This window comes from Massilia sp. 01N410 (assembly GCF_056399665.1).
The window spans coordinates 171,035-187,625 of sequence record NZ_JBFTRV010000009.1; the positions used below are offsets into that span (position 1 = coordinate 171,035).

Consider the following 16,591-nt stretch of genomic DNA (forward strand, 5'->3'; position numbering starts at 1 on the left):
GTGCGAACCCAACAGTTTGTCTCGTCACAATGGCTGCTTCATCAGATCGGCGTGATTTCCGCAACGGTTGCGCTGGCTCTGTCTAGTTGCCGATTTTTCCGGATTTTTTTCCGTGTCGAACGGTCGCCCGTCTGTGCCAGATCAAGCCCGTCGGATTCCTCATAGTTAAACTTTTGGCAATTCTTGCGGCGCTGCCATGAAGCGGCGCCGAGGCTTTCCTGTCCGATTTTTCCTGGAGCGAGCATGCAGCAGTCTGACGTCTCACCGGAGAATTCCGTGCTGGCCTGGTTCGCCCGCGCGGCCGAGCGCGGCGACCCCTATGCGCAATTCAACCTTGGGCTGATCTACAAGAATGGCGACGGCGTGACCCGCGACGACGCCTGCGCGGCCGGATGGCTGCGCCGTGCGGCCGAGCGCGGCCTGGCCTTCGCCCAGAACCATCTCGGCTCGATGGTTTACCAAGGGCGCGGGGTGCCGCAGTCGGACGCCCAGGCGGTCGGCTGGTTCGCGCTGGCGGCCGAGCAGGGCGATCCCTCTGCCCAGCAAAACCTCGGCGACATGATGCGCCGCGGCCGCGGCGTGGCGCGCAGCCCGGAGCTGGCGCTGGTCTGGTACCAGCGCGCAGCCGCCCAGAACCTGCCCAGCGCCCAGCACCTGCTCGGCGAATGCTATCTGCGCGGCGAAGGCACGGCCGTCAACTACCCGCTGGCCGCGGCCTGGCTGCGCAAGGCAGCCCTGGGCAAGCATGCGCCGGCCGAGGTGGCGCTGGGCATGATGCTGCGGCGCGGCCAGGGCATGGCCGCCAACGATGCCGAAGCCGTGTACTGGTTCCGGCGTGCGGCCGGGCGCGGCGATCCTGCCGCCCAGCGCCTGCTGGGCCTGTGCTATCTCGAAGGCGTGGGCGTGCCGCGCGACGCCAAGGCGGCCCGGCCCTGGCTGCACTGCGCCGCCATCCAGGGCGATGCCGAAGCCCAGTTCAGCCTGGCCCTGCTGCTGGCCGGCGGCCGCGGCGGCCCCTGCGACCAGGCCGAGGCGCTGACCCTGACCACCCGCGCTGCCAAGCAGGGCCACGTGCTGGCCCAGTACAACCTCGGCAATATGTATGCGCACGGCCGCGGCGTACCGGCCGACATACGCCAGGCCTTCTACTGGTACCGGCTGGCTGCCGGGCAGGGCGCCGCGAATGCCCAGTTCACGCTGGGCGTGATGTATGCGAACGGCCAGGGTGTCCACCGCGACGAGGTGCTGGCGGTCGAATGGTACCGGCGCGCCGCCGAACAGGGCGATGCCAGCGCCCAGAACAATCTCGGCGTCATGTACGCCACCGGGCAGGGCGTCGGACAGGACGATGCCGAAGCCGTGCGCTGGTATGCCCTGGCCGCCGAACAGGGCCACGCGCTGGCCCAGTACAACCTGGGCGGCATGTACAACAGCGGCCGCGGCGTGCCGCGCGACAGCGTGCGCTCCTACATGTGGATGTTGCTGGCGGCCGATGCCGGCGACCCGGCGGCCAGCGCCAACAAGGCCATCGTCGCCCGCCGTCTCTCGCCCCGCGAAATCGAGGACGCCCAGGACCTCAGCCGGCAATGGCATGCACGCACGCTGGCGCGCGACGAACAGCGCACCGTATGAGTGGACCTGACGAGGTAGGATGTGCATGCTGCACTAAGGATATTTGTCGGATGGACAATTCGCGCTATCATGCCCAACGGCATGAGCCACTTCCTCCACCGTCAAGTCAATTAGAAAAAGCATGCATATGAGACAAGTCACCCTCGCCGCCGCCGTCGCGGCCGCCTTCTTCTCGTTCGGTGCCGCTCCGGCCATGGCCGCTCCGACCTGCGACACCAGCGGCAGTCCGCTGAACTATCCGGTCGCAAAGAAAGTCGACCAGACCGACGATTACCACGGCACCAGGGTCGCCGACCCTTACCGCTGGCTGGAAGACGCGAACAGCGCCGAGACCAAAGCCTGGGTCGAGGCCGAGAACAAGGTGACCCAGTCCTACCTGGCGCAGATCCCGCAGCGCGAAGCCATCCGACAGCGCCTGACCCAGCTCTGGAACTACGAGCGCTACAGCGTGCCGTTCAAGGAAGGCGGCCGCTACTTTTTCAGCCGTAACGACGGCCTGCAGAACCAGTCGGTGCTGTACACCATGAAATCGCTGAAGGATACGCCGCGCCTGCTGCTGGATCCGAACACCCTGGCCGCCGACGGTACCGTCGCCCTGGCGGGAACGGCGGTAAGCCCGGATGGCAAGCTGCTGGCTTACTCGACGGCGGCATCGGGTTCGGACTGGAACGAGATCCGCGTGCGCGACGTCGACACCGGCAAGGACCTGGAAGACCACATCCAGTGGGTCAAGTTCTCCAGCACCGCCTGGACCAAGGACGGCAAGGGTTTCTTCTACAGCCGCTACGACGAGCCGAAGGAAGCCACCAAGCTGGCCGACGTGAACTATTTCCAGAAGCTCTACTACCACAAGCTGGGCACCCCGCAGAGTGCCGACGTGCTGGTCTATGACCGTCCGGACGAGAAGGAATGGGGCTTCCACGCCGAGACCACCGACGACGGCCGCTATCTGCTGATCCAGGCGACCAAGGGCACGGCCCATAAATACCGGATCTTCTACAAGGATTTAGCCAAGCCGGATGGCAAGGTCATGCCGCTGATCGACAACTTCGAAGCCGCTTACGACTTCATCGACAACGTCGGCCCGGTGTTCTACTTCGCCACCGACCGCAATGCGCCGCGCAAGCGCATCGTCGCGATCGACGTCAACAGGCCCCAGGAAGCGAACTGGAAGACCGTGGTGCCGGAAAGCCAGCAGACCCTGGTGTCCAGCCACATGGTCAACAAGCAGCTGATCAACGAATACCTGGCCGATGCGCAAAGCCGGGTCAGGATCACCGACCTGAAGGGCAAGCAGGTGCGCGAGATCGCCCTGCCGGGCATCGGTTCGGTGTCGGGCTTCGGCGGCAAGCAGGGCGATACCGAGACTTTCTTCTCCTTCACCGGCTTCACCACCCCGACCACGATCTACCGCGTCGACATGAAGAGCGGCGCCTCGACCGTGTTCCGCCAGCCGAAGGTGGCCTTCAATCCGGCCGACTACGAAACCCGCCAGCAGTTCTATACCAGCCGCGATGGCACGAAGGTCCCGATGTTCATCGTCTCGAAGAAGGGCCTGAAGCTGGACGGCAGCAACCCGACCTACCTGTATGGCTATGGCGGCTTCAATATCTCGATGACCCCGGGCTTCTCGCCGGCCAACCTGGCCTGGATGGAGATGGGCGGCGTTTACGTGGTCGCCAACCTGCGCGGCGGCGGCGAGTACGGCGAAGCCTGGCACGAAGCCGGCACCAAGCTGAATAAGCAGAACGTGTTCGACGACTTCATCGGCGCGGCCGAGTGGCTGGTCAACAACAAGGTGACGTCGCCGAGCAAGCTGGCGATCGGCGGTGGCAGCAATGGCGGCCTGCTGGTGGGCGCGGCGATGACCCAGCGTCCGGAACTCTTCGGCGCGGCGATCCCGCAGGTGGGCGTGATGGACATGCTGCGCTTCCACAAGTTCACGATCGGCTGGGCCTGGACCTCGGACTACGGCTCGTCGGAAAACGCGGACGAGTTCAAGGCCCTGGTGAAATATTCGCCGCTACACAACCTGAAACCGGGTACCTGCTATCCGGCGACGATGATCACCACGGCCGACCATGACGACCGCGTGGTGCCGGCGCACAGCTTCAAGTTCGCCGCCACCGCCCAGGCCGACCAGGCCGGGGGCAATCCGATCATCATCCGCATCGATACCAAGGCCGGCCACGGTGCGGGCAAGCCGACCAGCAAGCAGATCGAAGAGGTGGCGGATCGCTGGGGCTTCCTGACCCGTGCGCTGAAGATGAATGAGGCGCAGACGGTGGCGGGCGGTTCGGAGTAAAAGCCTGTCCTCGATGGCGCACCCCGGCGGTGCGCCATCTTCTTAAGGAGTCACGATGTTTCGTTACTGTTACCGGGCCGCTTCGGGCACCTTTCTTTGTCTTGCCCTCATCTCATCCGGTCTCGTGTCCGCGGACGAGCCCGCGCCCGGCAGCGCGCATTGGATTGAAGTGGAGGGCGGCGCGTGGGTGGTGCCGCCGGCGGTCGTCGCGGGCATGGCGGCGGCCCTGCAGGCGGAAGCCGACCGCCATTGGGGCACGGGGCGGCGCAGACCGCTGGGAGATTACACGATCCAGTACCAGGGGCAGCGCAAGGATGGGCAGCGTTCGATACGCCTGGGCGGCGCCTGCAGCTCGCAAGGCGTCAAGGCCGAAGCGTTGAGAAAGCGCTTCCAGGTCGTGTTTGATGGCGGCACCTGTTTCTTCGACGCGAACTACGACCCGGAAGCAGGGCGCTTCCTCGACTTCGCATTCCACGGCTACGCCTGAGCCGGCGCCCGAGGCCGGCCCCGGCCTCAGCGGTGCACCACCACCATCAAGGCCTTCGCCTCGGTCTTGCCGATATTCCGGATCGTATGCGCGACATCCGCCGGATAGCGCGCCGTCGCCCCATGCTTGACCTTTTTCTTCTCCGGTCCCACTTCCAGTTCGACCGCGCCGGTCACCACGGTCAGGTGCTCGCTGGTGCCCGGGTCATGGGCCTGGGACGCCAGTTCGCCGCCCGGCTGCAGGGTCAGCTCGTACCATTCGTATTTGCCGGCCAGGTCCATCGGGCCGAGGATGCGTAGCGAGTAGCCGGCGTGGGCGCCGGGCAGGGTGGGGATCTCGTGGGCGTCGACGACCCGGATCAGGTCGGTGCTGCGCACTTCCGACGACAGCAGTTCGCCGATCTGCACGCCCAGCGCGTTGGCCAGGCGCCAGGTGATGGCGATGGTCGGATTCGCCTTCTCGCGTTCGATCTGGGACAGCATCGATTTGGACACGCCGGCGATGCGCGACAGGTCTTCGAGCGTGAGGCCGCGCGCCAGGCGCAGGCGCTGCAGGGTGGCGCCGACTTCGGGCGGTGCGCCGGCCGGGGTGGCGGGGGCGAGTGTCGTTACAACTTTATTCATCTACGCTTATTTGGCAATTGCTTGCCAACTCACTTGTCAACTGCGATGGCCGGGGGTAATATTCGATATATTGAATTTTTGTTCGAGATAAAGAACTCGGTTCAATACATCGAACGAACGGATCAACGGTACAACATCCGATAACCACCGGTCAAGCCGGAAAATACAAGGACGAGGAAGACAATGAGCGACCAGGCATTCTATAGCGCCCTCCAGACCAAACTCGACACGCTCCGGACCGAGGGCCTGTTCAAGCCCGAACGCGTGCTGGCATCGCGCCAGGGCGCCGAAGTCGTCGCCGCGGACGGCCGTACGCTGATCAATATGTGCGCCAATAACTACCTCGGCCTGTCCGGCGATCCGGAAACCCAGAAGGCGGCCGAAGCCGCGCTGCAGAAGTACGGCTACGGCCTGTCCTCGGTGCGCTTCATCTGCGGTACCCAGACCGTGCACAAGGAACTGGAACAGAAGCTGTCGGAATTCCTCGGTACCGAAGACACCATCCTGTACGCGGCGGCCTTCGACGCCAACGGCGGCGTGTTCGAGCCGCTGTTCGACGAGAACGACGCGATCATCTCGGATGCCCTGAACCACGCCTCGATCATCGACGGCATCCGACTGTGCAAGGCCGCGCGCTACCGCTACGCCAACAATGACATGGCCGACCTGGAGAAGCAGCTGATCGCCGCCCGTGACGCCGGCAAGCGCCACAAGATCATCGTCACCGACGGCGCCTTCTCGATGGACGGCACCATCGCCCAGCTGGACAGGATCGTCGAGCTGGCCGAGAAATACGGCGCCCTGACCATGATCGACGAGTCGCACGCTTCCGGCTTCATGGGCAAGACAGGGCGCGGCACCCACGAGCATTTCAACGTGATGGGCAAGATCGACATCATCACCGGCACCCTGGGCAAGGCCCTGGGCGGCGCGATGGGCGGCTTCACTTCGGGCCGCAAGGAAGTCATCGAGACCCTGCGCCAGAAGTCGCGCCCCTACCTGTTCTCGAACACGCTGGCGCCGATGATCGCCGGTGCGTCGATCGCCGTGCTGGACCGCATCGGCAAGAGCACGGAGCTGCGCGACCGCCTGCACGAGAACACGGCCTATTTCCGCCGCGAGATCGAGCGCATCGGTTTCACCATCAAGCCGGGCACCCACCCGGTGGTGCCGGTGATGCTGTTCGACGCCCCGGTGGCGCAGAAATTCGCGGCCCGCATGTTCGAACTGGGCGTGCTGCTGTCGGGCTTCTTCTACCCGGTGGTGCCGATGGGCCAGGCGCGCGTCCGCGTGCAGCTGTCGGCGGCGCATACCCGCGAACAGCTCGACACCGTGCTGAAAGCCTTCGAACAAGCCGGCCGCGAGCTGGGCATCATTAAAAGCAACTGAGAACAGGTAGGTAAAGAATGGAACGCATCCTCATCATCGGCGCCAATGGCCAGATCGGCAGTGAACTCGTGTCCGCGCTGGCGGAAAAGCATGGCGCGCACAACGTCATCGCTTCGGACATCAGCGAAACCAATGTGTACGGCGCGCAGCGCTACACCCGCCTCGACGTGATGGACCGCGATGCCGTGTCCCGCCTCATCCTTGATGAGGGCGTCACCCAGGTCTACCAGCTGGCCGCGCTGCTGTCCGCGACCGGCGAGAAGGCCCCGCTGAAAGCCTGGTCGCTGAACATGGACGGCCTGCTGAACATCCTCGAGATCGCCCGCGAGCGCGTGGAAGCCGGCAAGCCGCTGAAAGTGTTCTGGCCTTCGTCGATCGCCGCCTTCGGCCCGAACACGCCGGCCGAGGACACGCCGCAGTACACGGTGATGGACCCGACCTCGATCTACGGCATCAGCAAGCTGGCCGGCGAGCGCCTGTGCGAGTACTACCACGCCAAGTACGGCGTCGACGTGCGCAGCATCCGCTACCCGGGCATCATCAGCTTCAAGTCGCCTCCGGGCGGCGGCACCACCGACTATGCGATCGCCATCTTCCACTCGGCGCTCAAGGGCGAGACCTACGAGTGCTTCCTGGGCCCGGAAACCACGCTGCCGATGATCTACATGCCGGACGCGATCCGCGCTACCATCGAGCTGATGGAAGCCCCGGCCGGAAAAGTGGTCATCCGCTCCTCGTACAATGTGGCCGGCGTGTCCTTCAACCCGCGCGAGCTGGCAGCCAGCATCCAGCGCAAGCTGCCGGACTTCCGGATCGCCTACAAGCCGGACAGCCGTCAGCAGATTGCCGATTCGTGGCCGAAGAGCCTGGACGATGCCCGCGCGACTGCTGACTGGGGCTGGAAGGCCAGTATCGGTGTCGAGGAGATGGTTGCCGACATGCTCGAAAATGTGGATGTCGGACAGACTGCCTGAGTGTTGACGTTTACGAGGCGCAGGCCCTTGTCCTGTTCTTCCGGACCCAAAGATAATAAAGAAGCTTTTCAGGAGACAGCTCATGGACATGAGCGTATTTGACTTATTCAAGATCGGCATCGGCCCCTCCAGCTCGCACACGGTCGGCCCGATGGTCGCCGCGCGGCGCTTCCTGCTGGAGTGCGGGGACCTGAGCCAGGCGGTCGGCGTCGAAGCCCACCTGTATGGTTCGCTGGCCCTGACCGGCGTCGGCCACGCCACCGACAAGGCCGTGATCCTGGGCCTGATGGGCGAGACGCCGCAGGGCATCGATCCGGACAGCGTCGAGGACAAGCTGGCCGAGGCCGAACTCGATGGCGTGCTCAAGCTGCTGGGTACCAGGGAAGTGCCGTTCTCCAGCAAGACCAACCTGGTCTGGCACAAGCAGTCGACCCTGCCCGAGCATCCGAACGGCATGCGCTTCGTGCTCCAGTTGAGCGACGGCAGCGTCATCGAACGGATCTTCTATTCGATCGGCGGCGGCTTCATCACGGCTGCCGGCGAGACCCAGGCGCCGGCCAAGGAGACCGAAGCGGCGCCCGTGCCTTATCCCTTCGGCACCATGCGCGAGCTGCTCGAACACGGCAGGCGCGACGGCCTCTCCATTCCCGCCATGCTGCGAACGAACGAGCTGTCGCGCATGAGCGAGGCCGAGCTGGACGCCGGCCTGGACCGCATCTGGGATGTGATGCGCGACTGTATCGCCCACGGCCTGGTGACCGAAGGCCAGCTGCCGGGCGGCCTGAACGTCAAGCGCCGCGCCGCCAAGCTGTGGAAGCAGGCGCACTGCGATGCCGGCAACCGCCGCAACGAACTGCCGCACGACGCGACCCATCAGGTGACCCTGTACGCGATGGCGGTCAACGAAGAGAACGCGGCCGGCGGCCGGGTCGTGACGGCGCCGACGAACGGCGCGGCCGGCATCATCCCGGCGGTGCTGCGCTACTACGCCGAAGACTGTCGTCCGAGCGATCCGGTAAAGGGCATCCGCGACTTCCTCCTGACCTCGGCGGCGATCGGCATGCTGTGCAAGAAGAACGCCTCGATCTCGGGCGCCGAGATCGGCTGCCAGGGCGAGGTCGGCGTGGCCTGCGCGATGGCGGCGGCCGGCCTGGTGGCTGCGCTCGGCGGCTCCAACGAGCGCATCGAGAACGCGGCGGAGATCGGCATCGAGCACCACCTCGGCATGACCTGCGACCCGATCGGCGGCCTGGTGCAGATCCCCTGCATCGAGCGCAACGGCATGGGCGCGATCAAGGCGATCACCGCAGCCTCGCTGGCCATGAAGGGCGACGGTACTCACTTCGTGAGTCTCGACAACGTGATCGATACCATGCGCCAGACCGGCTACGACATGCAGGCCAAGTACAAGGAGACTTCGCTTGGCGGCCTGGCGGTGCACGTGGTGACCGTCAACCACGCGGCTTGCTGAGTTTGTGCGTGGGCTCATCCCGGCCGGCGGCTGGGATGACCGGCCCACGCGCCGCAATCTGAACAATATTCGGTAAAAAGACAAGTTTGCTGCAGGCGCACTATAATAAATAGTCAACGCCCGCCAACTTCGATCCTCCTTACCGTATGCACTATGTCTCCACCCGCGCGACCAGCGCGTCCGCAGCACGCAATCCCCAAGGTTTCTCCGACATCCTGCTGGGCGGCCTCGCGCCGGACGGCGGGCTGTATCTGCCGGCCGACTACCCGCAGGTCACCGGCGCCGAGCTCGACGCCTGGCGGCAGCTGGCCTACGCCGACCTGGCCTACGAGATCCTCCGCAAATTCGCCACCGACATCCCGGAAGCCGACCTGAAGGCCCTGACCGCGAAAACCTATACGGCCGAGGTCTACCGCAATGCGCGCGCCGACGAGTCGGCCGCCGAAATCACGCCCCTGCGCGTGCTCGAAGAGGGCGTCAAGGGCAAACTGATCCTGCAGGGCCTGTCGAACGGCCCGACCCTGGCCTTCAAGGACATGGCCATGCAGCTGCTCGGCAACCTGTTCGAGTATGCGCTGGCCAAGAATGAGGATGAGCTGAACATCTTTGGCGCCACCTCCGGCGACACCGGCAGCGCGGCCGAATATGCGATGCGCGGCAAGCGCGGCATCCGCGTCTTCATGCTGTCGCCGCACGCGAAGATGAGCGCCTTCCAGACCGCGCAGATGTTCAGCCTGCAGGACCCGAACATCTTCAACATCGCCGTCGAGGGTGTGTTCGACGATTGCCAGGACCTGGTCAAGGCGGTGTCGAACGACCTCGAATTCAAGGCCCGCCACAAGATCGGCACCGTCAACTCGATCAACTGGGCGCGCGTGGTGGCCCAGGTGGTCTACTATTTCCGCGGCTACCTGAAGGCGACCACTTCGAACGAGCAGAAAGTCTCGTTCACCGTCCCCTCGGGGAACTTCGGCAATATCTGCGCCGGCCACATCGCCCGCATGATGGGCCTGCCGATCGACAAGCTGGTGGTGGCGACCAACGAGAACAATGTGCTGGACGAGTTCTTCCGCACCGGCGTCTACCGCGTGCGCAAGCCGGCCGAGACCTTCCATACCAGCAGCCCGTCGATGGACATCTCGAAGGCTTCGAACTTCGAGCGCTTCGTCTACGAACTGGTGGGCCGCGACGCCGGGCGCACGCACGCGTTGTTCAGGAAAGTCGAGACCCACGGCGGCTTCGACCTGTCGGGCGCGCCAGGCAGCGACGGCGACGAGTTCAAGCGCGTGGCGGAGTATGGCTTCGTCTCGGGCTGCTCGAGGCATGAAGATCGCCTGAACACCATCCGCGAAGTCTTCGACGACTACGGCATCACCATCGACACCCACACGGCCGACGGCATCAAGGTCGCGCGCGAGCACCTCGCGCCCGGCGTGCCGATGATCGTGCTGGAGACCGCGCTGGCGGCCAAGTTCAATGAGACCATCCTCGAAGCCCTGGGCACGGACGCCGAGCGCCCGGCCGGCTTCGAGAACATCGAGGCGCTGCCGCAGCGCTTCGTGGTCATGAAGCCGGACGTCGTGCAGATGAAGGCGTATATTGCAGAAAGAACCAGCGCAGAAAGGACGGCGCAATGAGCGCAGCCGCCGCGCCGGCGCGCAAGCCGCTGATGCCCGTGCGGGAAGCCCTCGACTTCCTGCTGGCCGCCGCGCGGCCGGTGTCCGAGGTCGAGCTGGTGCCGACCCTGGAAGCCAACGGCCGCGTACTGGCCGAAGACCAGGCCTCGAAGCTCGACGTGCCGGGCGCCGACAATACCCAGATGGACGGCTACGCGGTGCGCGCGGCCGACTGCGCCGGCGCTGCCGCAAAACTGAAGGTGGCGCAGCGCATCCCGGCCGGCCAGGTCGGCAGCTTCCTGGAACCCGGCACCGCGGCGCGCATCTTCACCGGCGCCTTGATTCCCGAAGGCGCTGACGCCGTCGTCATGCAGGAGCAGTCCGAGCTGGATGGCGACATCGTCACCGTCCGGCACACGCCGCAGTCCGGCGAGTGGATCCGCCGCCAGGGCGAGGACGTGCGCGCCGGCGCCGTCATCCTGCCGGCCGGCACCCGCCTGCGCAGCCAGGAACTGGGGCTGGCCGCGTCCGTCGGCCTGGCCGAGCTGCCGGTGCGGCGCCGCCTGCGCGTGGCCGTATTCTTCACCGGCGACGAGCTGGCGATGCCTGGCGAGCCCTTGAAGCCTGGCGCGATCTACAACTCGAACCGCTTTACCCTGCGCGGCCTGCTGGAGAACTTCGGCTGTGAATTCACCGACTACGGCATCGTGCCGGATTCGCTGCAGGCGACCCGCGACACCCTGCGCGCGGCGGCCAGGCAGCACGACCTGATCATCACCTCGGGCGGCGTCTCGGTGGGCGAGGAAGACCATATCAAGCCGGCGGTCGAAGCGGAAGGGCGGCTGAACATGTGGCAGATCGCCGTGAAGCCGGGCAAGCCGCTGGCTTTCGGTGAAGTCAACCGGGGCGACGGACGCAAGGGGTCCGGCGTCAGCAGCGCCACTGGCGCTGCCTACTTCCTCGGTCTGCCCGGCAATCCGGTGTCGAGCTTCGTAACCTTCCTGCTGTTCGTGCGGCCCTTCCTGCTGCGCCTGCAGGGCGTGAGCGGCGAGCTCGCGCCGAAAGCGGTGACGATGCGCGCCGATTTCGATTGGCCGAAACCGGACCGCCGCAACGAATTCCTGCGCGCCCGCATCAACGGCGAGGGCGGGGTGGAACTGTTCCCGAACCAGGGCTCGGGCGTGCTGACCTCCACCGTGTGGGCCGACGGCCTGATCGACTGCCCGCCGGGCCAGGCGATCGCACGCGGCGACATGGTCCGCTTCATCCCCTTCGCTTCACTTCAACACTGACATGAACATCAATTTGCGATTTTTTGCCAGCGTACGCGAGGCTGTCGGTACGGCTGGGGAGGCGGTGACGCTGCCCGAGGGCGTGGCGACGGTCGGCGCGGTGCGCGATTTCCTGATCGCCCGCGGCGGCGCCTGGGCCGAAGCCCTGGGCCGCGAGCGTGCGCTGCGCATGGCCTTCAATCATGTGATGTGCGAGCCGGAGACGGCGATTCGCGAGGGTGGGGAAGTGGCTTTCTTTCCGCCGGTGACGGGTGGGTGAAAGGCCCGCAAGGCAAGGACGGACACGCGGCGTGTCATCGCCGTTCCCGGCATTGCCGGGAACGCGGGAGTACAGGGTTCAGGCCAGCGTCTTCTCCGCCAACGCCAACAAGCGCGCGCAATTTTCGTTACGCGACCCATAATCCTTCCAGGCCGTCTCCCGCGCGATCTCCTGCCACTTGCGCAGCGACTCCCCGGTCAGGTCCACGGTGCGCCCGCCCTTGCCCTGGAACAGGGCCGCGACCGCCGCATCGTCCATCTCGGCCGACCTGCGGGCGAAGGCTTCCAGTTCGGCGCCGACCGACATCAGGATGCCCTGCTGCTCGCGCGGCAGGCGGTCGAAGGCGGCTTTCGAGATCAGCAGCGGCTCCAGCATGAACCAGTAGGCGCCGCCGCGGGCGGTGGTGACGTATTTCGAGACTTCGTCCAGGCGGAAGGAGATCAGCGAGGACGAGGAGGTCATGGCCGCATCCAGCTGCCCCTTCTGCAGGGCGCCGCGGATTTCGTTGGACGGCATGCTGACCACGCTGGCGCCGGCTTCCTTGAGCAGCATGTCCATCTCGTGCGAGCCGCCGCGCACCTTCAGTCCGGCCGCGTCTTCCGGATTCACGATCGGCTTGCCGCGCGAGGCGACGCCGCCGGCCTGCCAGATCCAGCTCAGGATCACGATGCCGCGGTCGGCCAGCATGCGGGTGAATTCCTTGCCGATTTCCGCATCCTTCCAGGCATAGCCCTGCTCGTAGGAGGTCACCAGGCCCGGCATCAGGCCGATGTTCACTTCCGGCAGTTCGGCGCCGGCATAGGTCAGCGGTACCAGCGACATGTCGAGCTGGCCCTTGGACAGGGCCGGGATCTGGTCTTCGCTCTTCATCAGCGAGGAGTGCGGGTAGATCGAGAACTTGAGCCTGCCCCTGGTACGGCGTTCGACGCCGGCCGCGAACATGCGGCACAGGCGGTCGCGGAAATCTCCTTCGGCGACGCTGCCGCCGGGGAACTGGTGGGAGATCTTGAGATTGGTGGGCTGGGCCCATGCAGCTTGAAGCCAGAGCGGGCTGGTCGCGATCGCGCCCAGCAATGTCCTACGTGTCATTGCCGACATTTACATCCTCCAAGATGATGTTACGGACTACCGGACTACGTGGTTCTTTATTGTTGTACGCATAAGAATATTCTCAGCAGAATACAAGTCAAGAAAATTGTTATGTGTCTGCTAAAGAAAAAATGCTGCAGTGCATAGTGAAAAACCGCGATGCGGCATGAGTATTACCCATGTGTTCGGGGGTGTCCTTGCGCTGGCGCTGGAGAGTGCGGGATCGAAAATGAGAACGCCGCGGCATGCTGCGCCGCGGCGTAGGAAAAGCGGGTGGCCGGCGCGCCGTGTGGCGAATCCGGCGCTCGGGCGAGGCTCAGCGCGCCGGCAGCGGGTAGGTCGCCGGGCTGACGTTGCCGTCCTTGTCCACGGCCTGCACGCCGTACAGCACGTTATCCTTGGACATGTCGACGCGGGCCGTGGTCACGTTGCCGACGTAGCGCGAACCCTGCCACAGCGGCGCGGTGGTCTCGCGCCAGACGATGCGGTAGCCGGCGATGTCGGGTTCGGCATTCGCCTTCCACGCCAGGTCGGTGCCGTTGTCGAGGGCTGCGGTCTTCACCTTCACCTCCTGGGGAGCGGCCGGCGCCAATGCCAGCGATGCCAGCGAAGCGGCGTTCACGCGCGCCACCTGGGCCACGTAGTCGGGGTCGACGAATTCCGGCAGGTCGCCGATCTTGACGCCGTTTTCGCTGCGCAGGTCCTGGTGCTGGTGCCTGAAGTCCTCGTTCGGTTCCGTGAAGCGCACCGCCGCATAGCCGGCGTCGAGGAAGGGGCTGTGGTCGCCGCCGCGCAGGTAGCGGTCGCGCCGGTAGATGATGTCGACCTTGAAGTTCGGGACGTAGCGCTCGCCGGTTTCCTTGACGTGGCGGGCCAGCTGGCGGGTGATCGAATCGTTCTCGCCGCCGGTCACGAGCAGGGTGCGCAGCTCGGGCGAAGGCGCTTCCTTCAGCGGCGGCACGCCTTCTGCGAACAGGCGCACGCGCGAGTTGTCCTGCCTGCCCTTTTCGTCGTGCGAGCTGCCGATGATGTCGTTGTTCAGCATGCCGGCGATATTCAGCTTGTTGGCCTTGGCTTCCCTGGCGAAGTGGCCGGCGCCGTACAGGCCCTGTTCTTCGGCCGCCACTGTCATGAAGACCAGGGTGGCGTCGAACTTGTGGCGCGCCATCACGCAAGCCATCTCGATCACCGCCGCGGTGCCCGAGGCGTCGTCGTTGGCGCCGGGCGCATCGTCGGTGTAGTTCATGACGTCGGTGACGCGCGAATCGTAGTGGCCGCTGACCACGTACAGGCGGTCCTTCGAGGCCGCCTGGCTGCCCGGCAGGGTCGCGACCACGTTGACGATCTCGGTCGGGCGCGAGATGCGGTTGTCGACCGGGTGCAGGTGGCTGTCGAAGCGCACCTCGAGGCGGCCGGCGCCGCAGCGCTCCATCTCCGACTTGATCCAGCGGCGGGCGGCGCCGATGCCGCGCGTATCGGAGGTGGTGTCCGACATCGTGTGGCGGGTGCCGAAGCTCACCAGCTTGTTGACGTAGCCCTGGATGCGTTGCGGCGAGATCTCCTTGACGATGGCGTCGATCTCGGCCTGGCGGACGGGAAGCGGGCGGTCTGTGGCGGCAGTGTCGGCGGCGGCTTGCGCGCCGCTCTGGATGGACGCGGCGCCGGCGAACAGCAGGGCCACGGACAGCTTGGTAAGACGGGGCATAACTCTCCTTGCGATGAAGACGATCACGGCGCGGCAGCCATCGGGCCGCGCCGTTGAGCATATATCACTTCGCGCCGGCGCGGAAGCTCACAGCGAGGCCAGGTATTTGCGGATCGCGTCGTTGACCTGCTGCGGCTGGTCGATCATCGCGAAGTGGCGGGCCGGCGCCACCGTCACCACCTCGACCTTCGGCGCGCCCTGCAGCAGGGAGCGGTAGTAGTCGGCCTTGGCATCGGCGGTGAGTCCCTGCTGGCTGCCGTCGGCGTCGAAGAAAGGAGAGATGACCAGCACCGGCGCCTGGATGTTCTTCAGGCCCGGACGCAGGTCGAGCTCCAGCACGTCGGCCGCGTACTGGCCGGTGGAAGCCGGGTCGCTGCGGCCGGTCAGCTGGGCGAGGTCGTCGGCCTTGCTCATGTCCATCACGCCGATGGTGCGCATGTAGCCCTGCTGCTGGGAGGCGAACAGCGCCGGGTTCATGCCGGCCAGGCGCGCCTTCATGGTCTGGGCATACTTGCCGCGTTCCGCCGGCGGCAGCGCTTCGGTGCCCGGCATGACGGGCAGGCCATCGATGGCGACCACGCCGCCGACGCTCGCCGGCTTGTCCTCGGCCACCGCCAGCGCCATGGTCGCGCCCAGGCTGTGGCCGACGATGACCGGCTTGTCCAGCCGGCGCTGCTCGAGCAGCTTCCCGACCGCGGCCCGCGCCGATGCGAAGGCATTGGCGGGCGCCGCCGGGCGGCCGTCGAAGCCCGGCAGGGTCAGGACGTACACCGCGCGCTCGGGGCTGAAGGCGCGCACCGTCTCCTGCCACACCCAGCCGCCGCTGGCCAGGCCGGGAATCAGGACCAGCGGCCGGCCCTTGGCGCCCGTTTTCGGTCCGAACTGTTCGACCAGCACGCCGTCGATTTCGAAGCGCTCGGCCGGCGCGATGGTGGCGGCGAAGCGGTTCGCCTGCGGCGCGGCCGCTTCGACGGCGTGGCTCGAGCCAGCGGACATCAGGGCGACGAGAACGCCGACAACGATGGGGAAGAAGGCGAAAGGCTTTTTGCAGGCAAACGGGTTCATGCTGGCTCCTGTTCTGGAAAGAAGATTGCTTCGATCGGTTGTTCAAAGAGTTTCGAAATCGTGAAGGCCAAGGGCAGGCTGGGGTCGTAGCGCCCGGTCTCGATGGCGATCACGGTCTGGCGCGAGACGCTCAGCAGGTCGGCCAGGTGGGCCTGGCTCCAGCCGCGGGCGGCGCGCAGTTCGCGGATCAGGTTTTTCATTTTTCGAGCAGGCGGCGGGCCAGGTTGACGACGGCCACGCTCGAGCACATCACGACCCAAACGTAGAACATGGAGAGCTTGGGGAATCCGGCGGTTTCCATGAAGCCGTAGGTGAAGGTGACCGCGCCCGTGATGGCGGTGGCGATCGCGAGGTTCTCCAGCATGCGCATGCGCTGGTATTCGTCGATCCGGGCGAAATGGCGCACGATGGTCCGGATCATCAGGCCGAAGCCGATCATGGGGCTGACCAGCACCAGGGTGCGCAGCCAGCCGTCTTCCATCGGGCGGCCGTAGCGGATCGCCGCCATCAGCAGCACCGTATAGACCGCCAGCGCGATCATCAGCTCGAGGGTATAGGCCCGCGCAACGCGTTTCTCATGCATTTGGACACCTCCTTTTATGTAAAGCACACTTAACATGTAAAGCATGCTTGACACTGTAGGACGCACCGAAACCAATGTCAAGGCCCCTTTACATATATTTT

At 65.6% G+C, this 16,591-nt stretch carries 16 protein-coding genes; 9 read left to right on the plus strand and 7 right to left on the minus strand.

The window, feature by feature from the left end:
• Positions 1–41: 41 nt before the first annotated feature.
• Positions 42–245, minus strand: coding sequence for a hypothetical protein (locus AC1DOP_RS14505; protein ID WP_442122115.1), 204 nt, complete (start codon positions 243–245; stop codon positions 42–44).
• Here AC1DOP_RS14505 and AC1DOP_RS14510 point away from each other — a divergent pair.
• The 3 genes from AC1DOP_RS14510 to AC1DOP_RS14520 all read left to right on the plus strand — a co-directional run bounded on the left by AC1DOP_RS14510 (position 244) and on the right by AC1DOP_RS14520 (position 4,424).
• Positions 244–1,632 carry a tetratricopeptide repeat protein gene (locus tag AC1DOP_RS14510; protein ID WP_442122116.1) on the plus strand — a complete coding sequence of 463 codons (1,389 nt, stop codon included), beginning with the start codon at positions 244–246 and terminating at the stop codon, positions 1,630–1,632. The two genes, AC1DOP_RS14505 and AC1DOP_RS14510, sit on opposite strands and share 2 nt — an antisense overlap.
• Before the next feature lie 121 nt (positions 1,633–1,753).
• Positions 1,754–3,937 (plus strand): prolyl oligopeptidase family serine peptidase, encoded by a 2,184-nt coding sequence (locus AC1DOP_RS14515; RefSeq protein WP_442122117.1) that lies wholly within the window; start codon positions 1,754–1,756, stop codon positions 3,935–3,937.
• A gap of 55 nt (positions 3,938–3,992) precedes the next feature.
• On the plus strand, positions 3,993–4,424 hold the full coding sequence (locus AC1DOP_RS14520; RefSeq protein ID WP_442122118.1) for a hypothetical protein: 432 nt from the start codon (positions 3,993–3,995) through the stop codon (positions 4,422–4,424).
• Positions 4,425–4,450: 26 nt separating this feature from the next.
• Here AC1DOP_RS14520 and AC1DOP_RS14525 read toward each other — a convergent pair whose 3' ends face one another.
• Complete coding sequence (locus AC1DOP_RS14525) at positions 4,451–5,047, minus strand: helix-turn-helix domain-containing protein (RefSeq protein WP_442122119.1); 597 nt, start codon at positions 5,045–5,047, stop codon at positions 4,451–4,453.
• A gap of 183 nt (positions 5,048–5,230) precedes the next feature.
• On the opposite strand from AC1DOP_RS14525, the gene kbl reads away from it, so the two are divergent.
• The 6 genes from kbl to moaD all read left to right on the plus strand — a co-directional run bounded on the left by kbl (position 5,231) and on the right by moaD (position 12,048).
• Complete coding sequence (kbl, locus tag AC1DOP_RS14530; RefSeq protein ID WP_442122120.1) at positions 5,231–6,436, plus strand: glycine C-acetyltransferase; 1,206 nt, start codon at positions 5,231–5,233, stop codon at positions 6,434–6,436.
• A 17-nt stretch (positions 6,437–6,453) separates the two neighbouring features.
• Positions 6,454–7,410, plus strand: a complete 957-nt coding sequence (locus tag AC1DOP_RS14535) for an NAD-dependent epimerase/dehydratase family protein (RefSeq protein ID WP_442122121.1) — start codon at positions 6,454–6,456, stop codon at positions 7,408–7,410.
• A gap of 82 nt (positions 7,411–7,492) precedes the next feature.
• Positions 7,493–8,881, plus strand: a complete 1,389-nt coding sequence (locus tag AC1DOP_RS14540) for an L-serine ammonia-lyase (protein WP_442122122.1) — start codon at positions 7,493–7,495, stop codon at positions 8,879–8,881.
• Positions 8,882–9,027: 146 nt separating this feature from the next.
• Positions 9,028–10,518, plus strand: coding sequence for a threonine synthase (gene thrC, locus AC1DOP_RS14545; RefSeq protein ID WP_442122123.1), 1,491 nt, complete (start codon positions 9,028–9,030; stop codon positions 10,516–10,518).
• On the plus strand, positions 10,515–11,789 hold the full coding sequence (locus tag AC1DOP_RS14550; protein ID WP_442122124.1) for a molybdopterin molybdotransferase MoeA: 1,275 nt from the start codon (positions 10,515–10,517) through the stop codon (positions 11,787–11,789). Before thrC ends, AC1DOP_RS14550 begins: the two co-directional genes overlap by 4 nt.
• A 1-nt stretch (position 11,790) precedes the next feature.
• A complete protein-coding gene (moaD, locus tag AC1DOP_RS14555) occupies positions 11,791–12,048 on the plus strand; it encodes a molybdopterin converting factor subunit 1 (protein WP_442122125.1) in 258 nt (85 codons plus the stop codon).
• Positions 12,049–12,126: 78 nt separating this feature from the next.
• On the opposite strand, the gene dctP is transcribed toward moaD, so the two are convergent.
• From dctP to AC1DOP_RS14580, 5 genes are all read right to left on the minus strand, one after another.
• Entirely contained in the window at positions 12,127–13,146 is a 1,020-nt protein-coding gene (dctP, locus tag AC1DOP_RS14560) for a TRAP transporter substrate-binding protein DctP (protein ID WP_442122126.1), read from the minus strand.
• Between the two features lie 307 nt (positions 13,147–13,453).
• The gene (locus AC1DOP_RS14565) at positions 13,454–14,842 is read right to left on the minus strand and encodes a M28 family peptidase (protein WP_442122127.1); all 1,389 of its coding nucleotides are present in this window, start codon (positions 14,840–14,842) and stop codon (positions 13,454–13,456) included.
• A gap of 87 nt (positions 14,843–14,929) precedes the next feature.
• Positions 14,930–15,907, minus strand: coding sequence for an alpha/beta fold hydrolase (locus tag AC1DOP_RS14570; protein WP_442122128.1), 978 nt, complete (start codon positions 15,905–15,907; stop codon positions 14,930–14,932).
• Entirely contained in the window at positions 15,904–16,107 is a 204-nt protein-coding gene (locus AC1DOP_RS14575) for a helix-turn-helix transcriptional regulator (protein WP_442122129.1), read from the minus strand. Before AC1DOP_RS14575 ends, AC1DOP_RS14570 begins: the two co-directional genes overlap by 4 nt.
• Positions 16,104–16,490, minus strand: a complete 387-nt coding sequence (locus AC1DOP_RS14580; protein WP_442122130.1) for a hypothetical protein — start codon at positions 16,488–16,490, stop codon at positions 16,104–16,106. The genes AC1DOP_RS14575 and AC1DOP_RS14580 overlap by 4 nt, the downstream gene beginning before the upstream one ends.
• Between the last annotated feature and the right edge of the window lie 101 nt (positions 16,491–16,591).

Excerpts from the sequence above, each read along its gene's own strand:
- AC1DOP_RS14510 (WP_442122116.1), top strand. The coding sequence starts at position 244 with ATGCAGCAGTCTGACGTCTCACCGGAGAATTCCGTGCTGGCCTGGTTC.
- AC1DOP_RS14505 (WP_442122115.1), bottom strand. The coding sequence starts at position 245 with ATGCTCGCTCCAGGAAAAATCGGACAGGAAAGCCTCGGCGCCGCTTCA.
- AC1DOP_RS14515 (WP_442122117.1), top strand. The coding sequence starts at position 1,754 with ATGCATATGAGACAAGTCACCCTCGCCGCCGCCGTCGCGGCCGCCTTC.
- AC1DOP_RS14520 (WP_442122118.1), top strand. The coding sequence starts at position 3,993 with ATGTTTCGTTACTGTTACCGGGCCGCTTCGGGCACCTTTCTTTGTCTT.
- AC1DOP_RS14525 (WP_442122119.1), bottom strand. The coding sequence starts at position 5,047 with ATGAATAAAGTTGTAACGACACTCGCCCCCGCCACCCCGGCCGGCGCA.
- kbl (WP_442122120.1), top strand. The coding sequence starts at position 5,231 with ATGAGCGACCAGGCATTCTATAGCGCCCTCCAGACCAAACTCGACACG.
- AC1DOP_RS14535 (WP_442122121.1), top strand. The coding sequence starts at position 6,454 with ATGGAACGCATCCTCATCATCGGCGCCAATGGCCAGATCGGCAGTGAA.
- AC1DOP_RS14540 (WP_442122122.1), top strand. The coding sequence starts at position 7,493 with ATGGACATGAGCGTATTTGACTTATTCAAGATCGGCATCGGCCCCTCC.
- thrC (WP_442122123.1), top strand. The coding sequence starts at position 9,028 with ATGCACTATGTCTCCACCCGCGCGACCAGCGCGTCCGCAGCACGCAAT.
- AC1DOP_RS14550 (WP_442122124.1), top strand. The coding sequence starts at position 10,515 with ATGAGCGCAGCCGCCGCGCCGGCGCGCAAGCCGCTGATGCCCGTGCGG.
- moaD (WP_442122125.1), top strand. The coding sequence starts at position 11,791 with ATGAACATCAATTTGCGATTTTTTGCCAGCGTACGCGAGGCTGTCGGT.
- dctP (WP_442122126.1), bottom strand. The coding sequence starts at position 13,146 with ATGTCGGCAATGACACGTAGGACATTGCTGGGCGCGATCGCGACCAGC.
- AC1DOP_RS14565 (WP_442122127.1), bottom strand. The coding sequence starts at position 14,842 with ATGCCCCGTCTTACCAAGCTGTCCGTGGCCCTGCTGTTCGCCGGCGCC.
- AC1DOP_RS14570 (WP_442122128.1), bottom strand. The coding sequence starts at position 15,907 with ATGAACCCGTTTGCCTGCAAAAAGCCTTTCGCCTTCTTCCCCATCGTT.
- AC1DOP_RS14575 (WP_442122129.1), bottom strand. The coding sequence starts at position 16,107 with ATGAAAAACCTGATCCGCGAACTGCGCGCCGCCCGCGGCTGGAGCCAG.
- AC1DOP_RS14580 (WP_442122130.1), bottom strand. The coding sequence starts at position 16,490 with ATGCATGAGAAACGCGTTGCGCGGGCCTATACCCTCGAGCTGATGATC.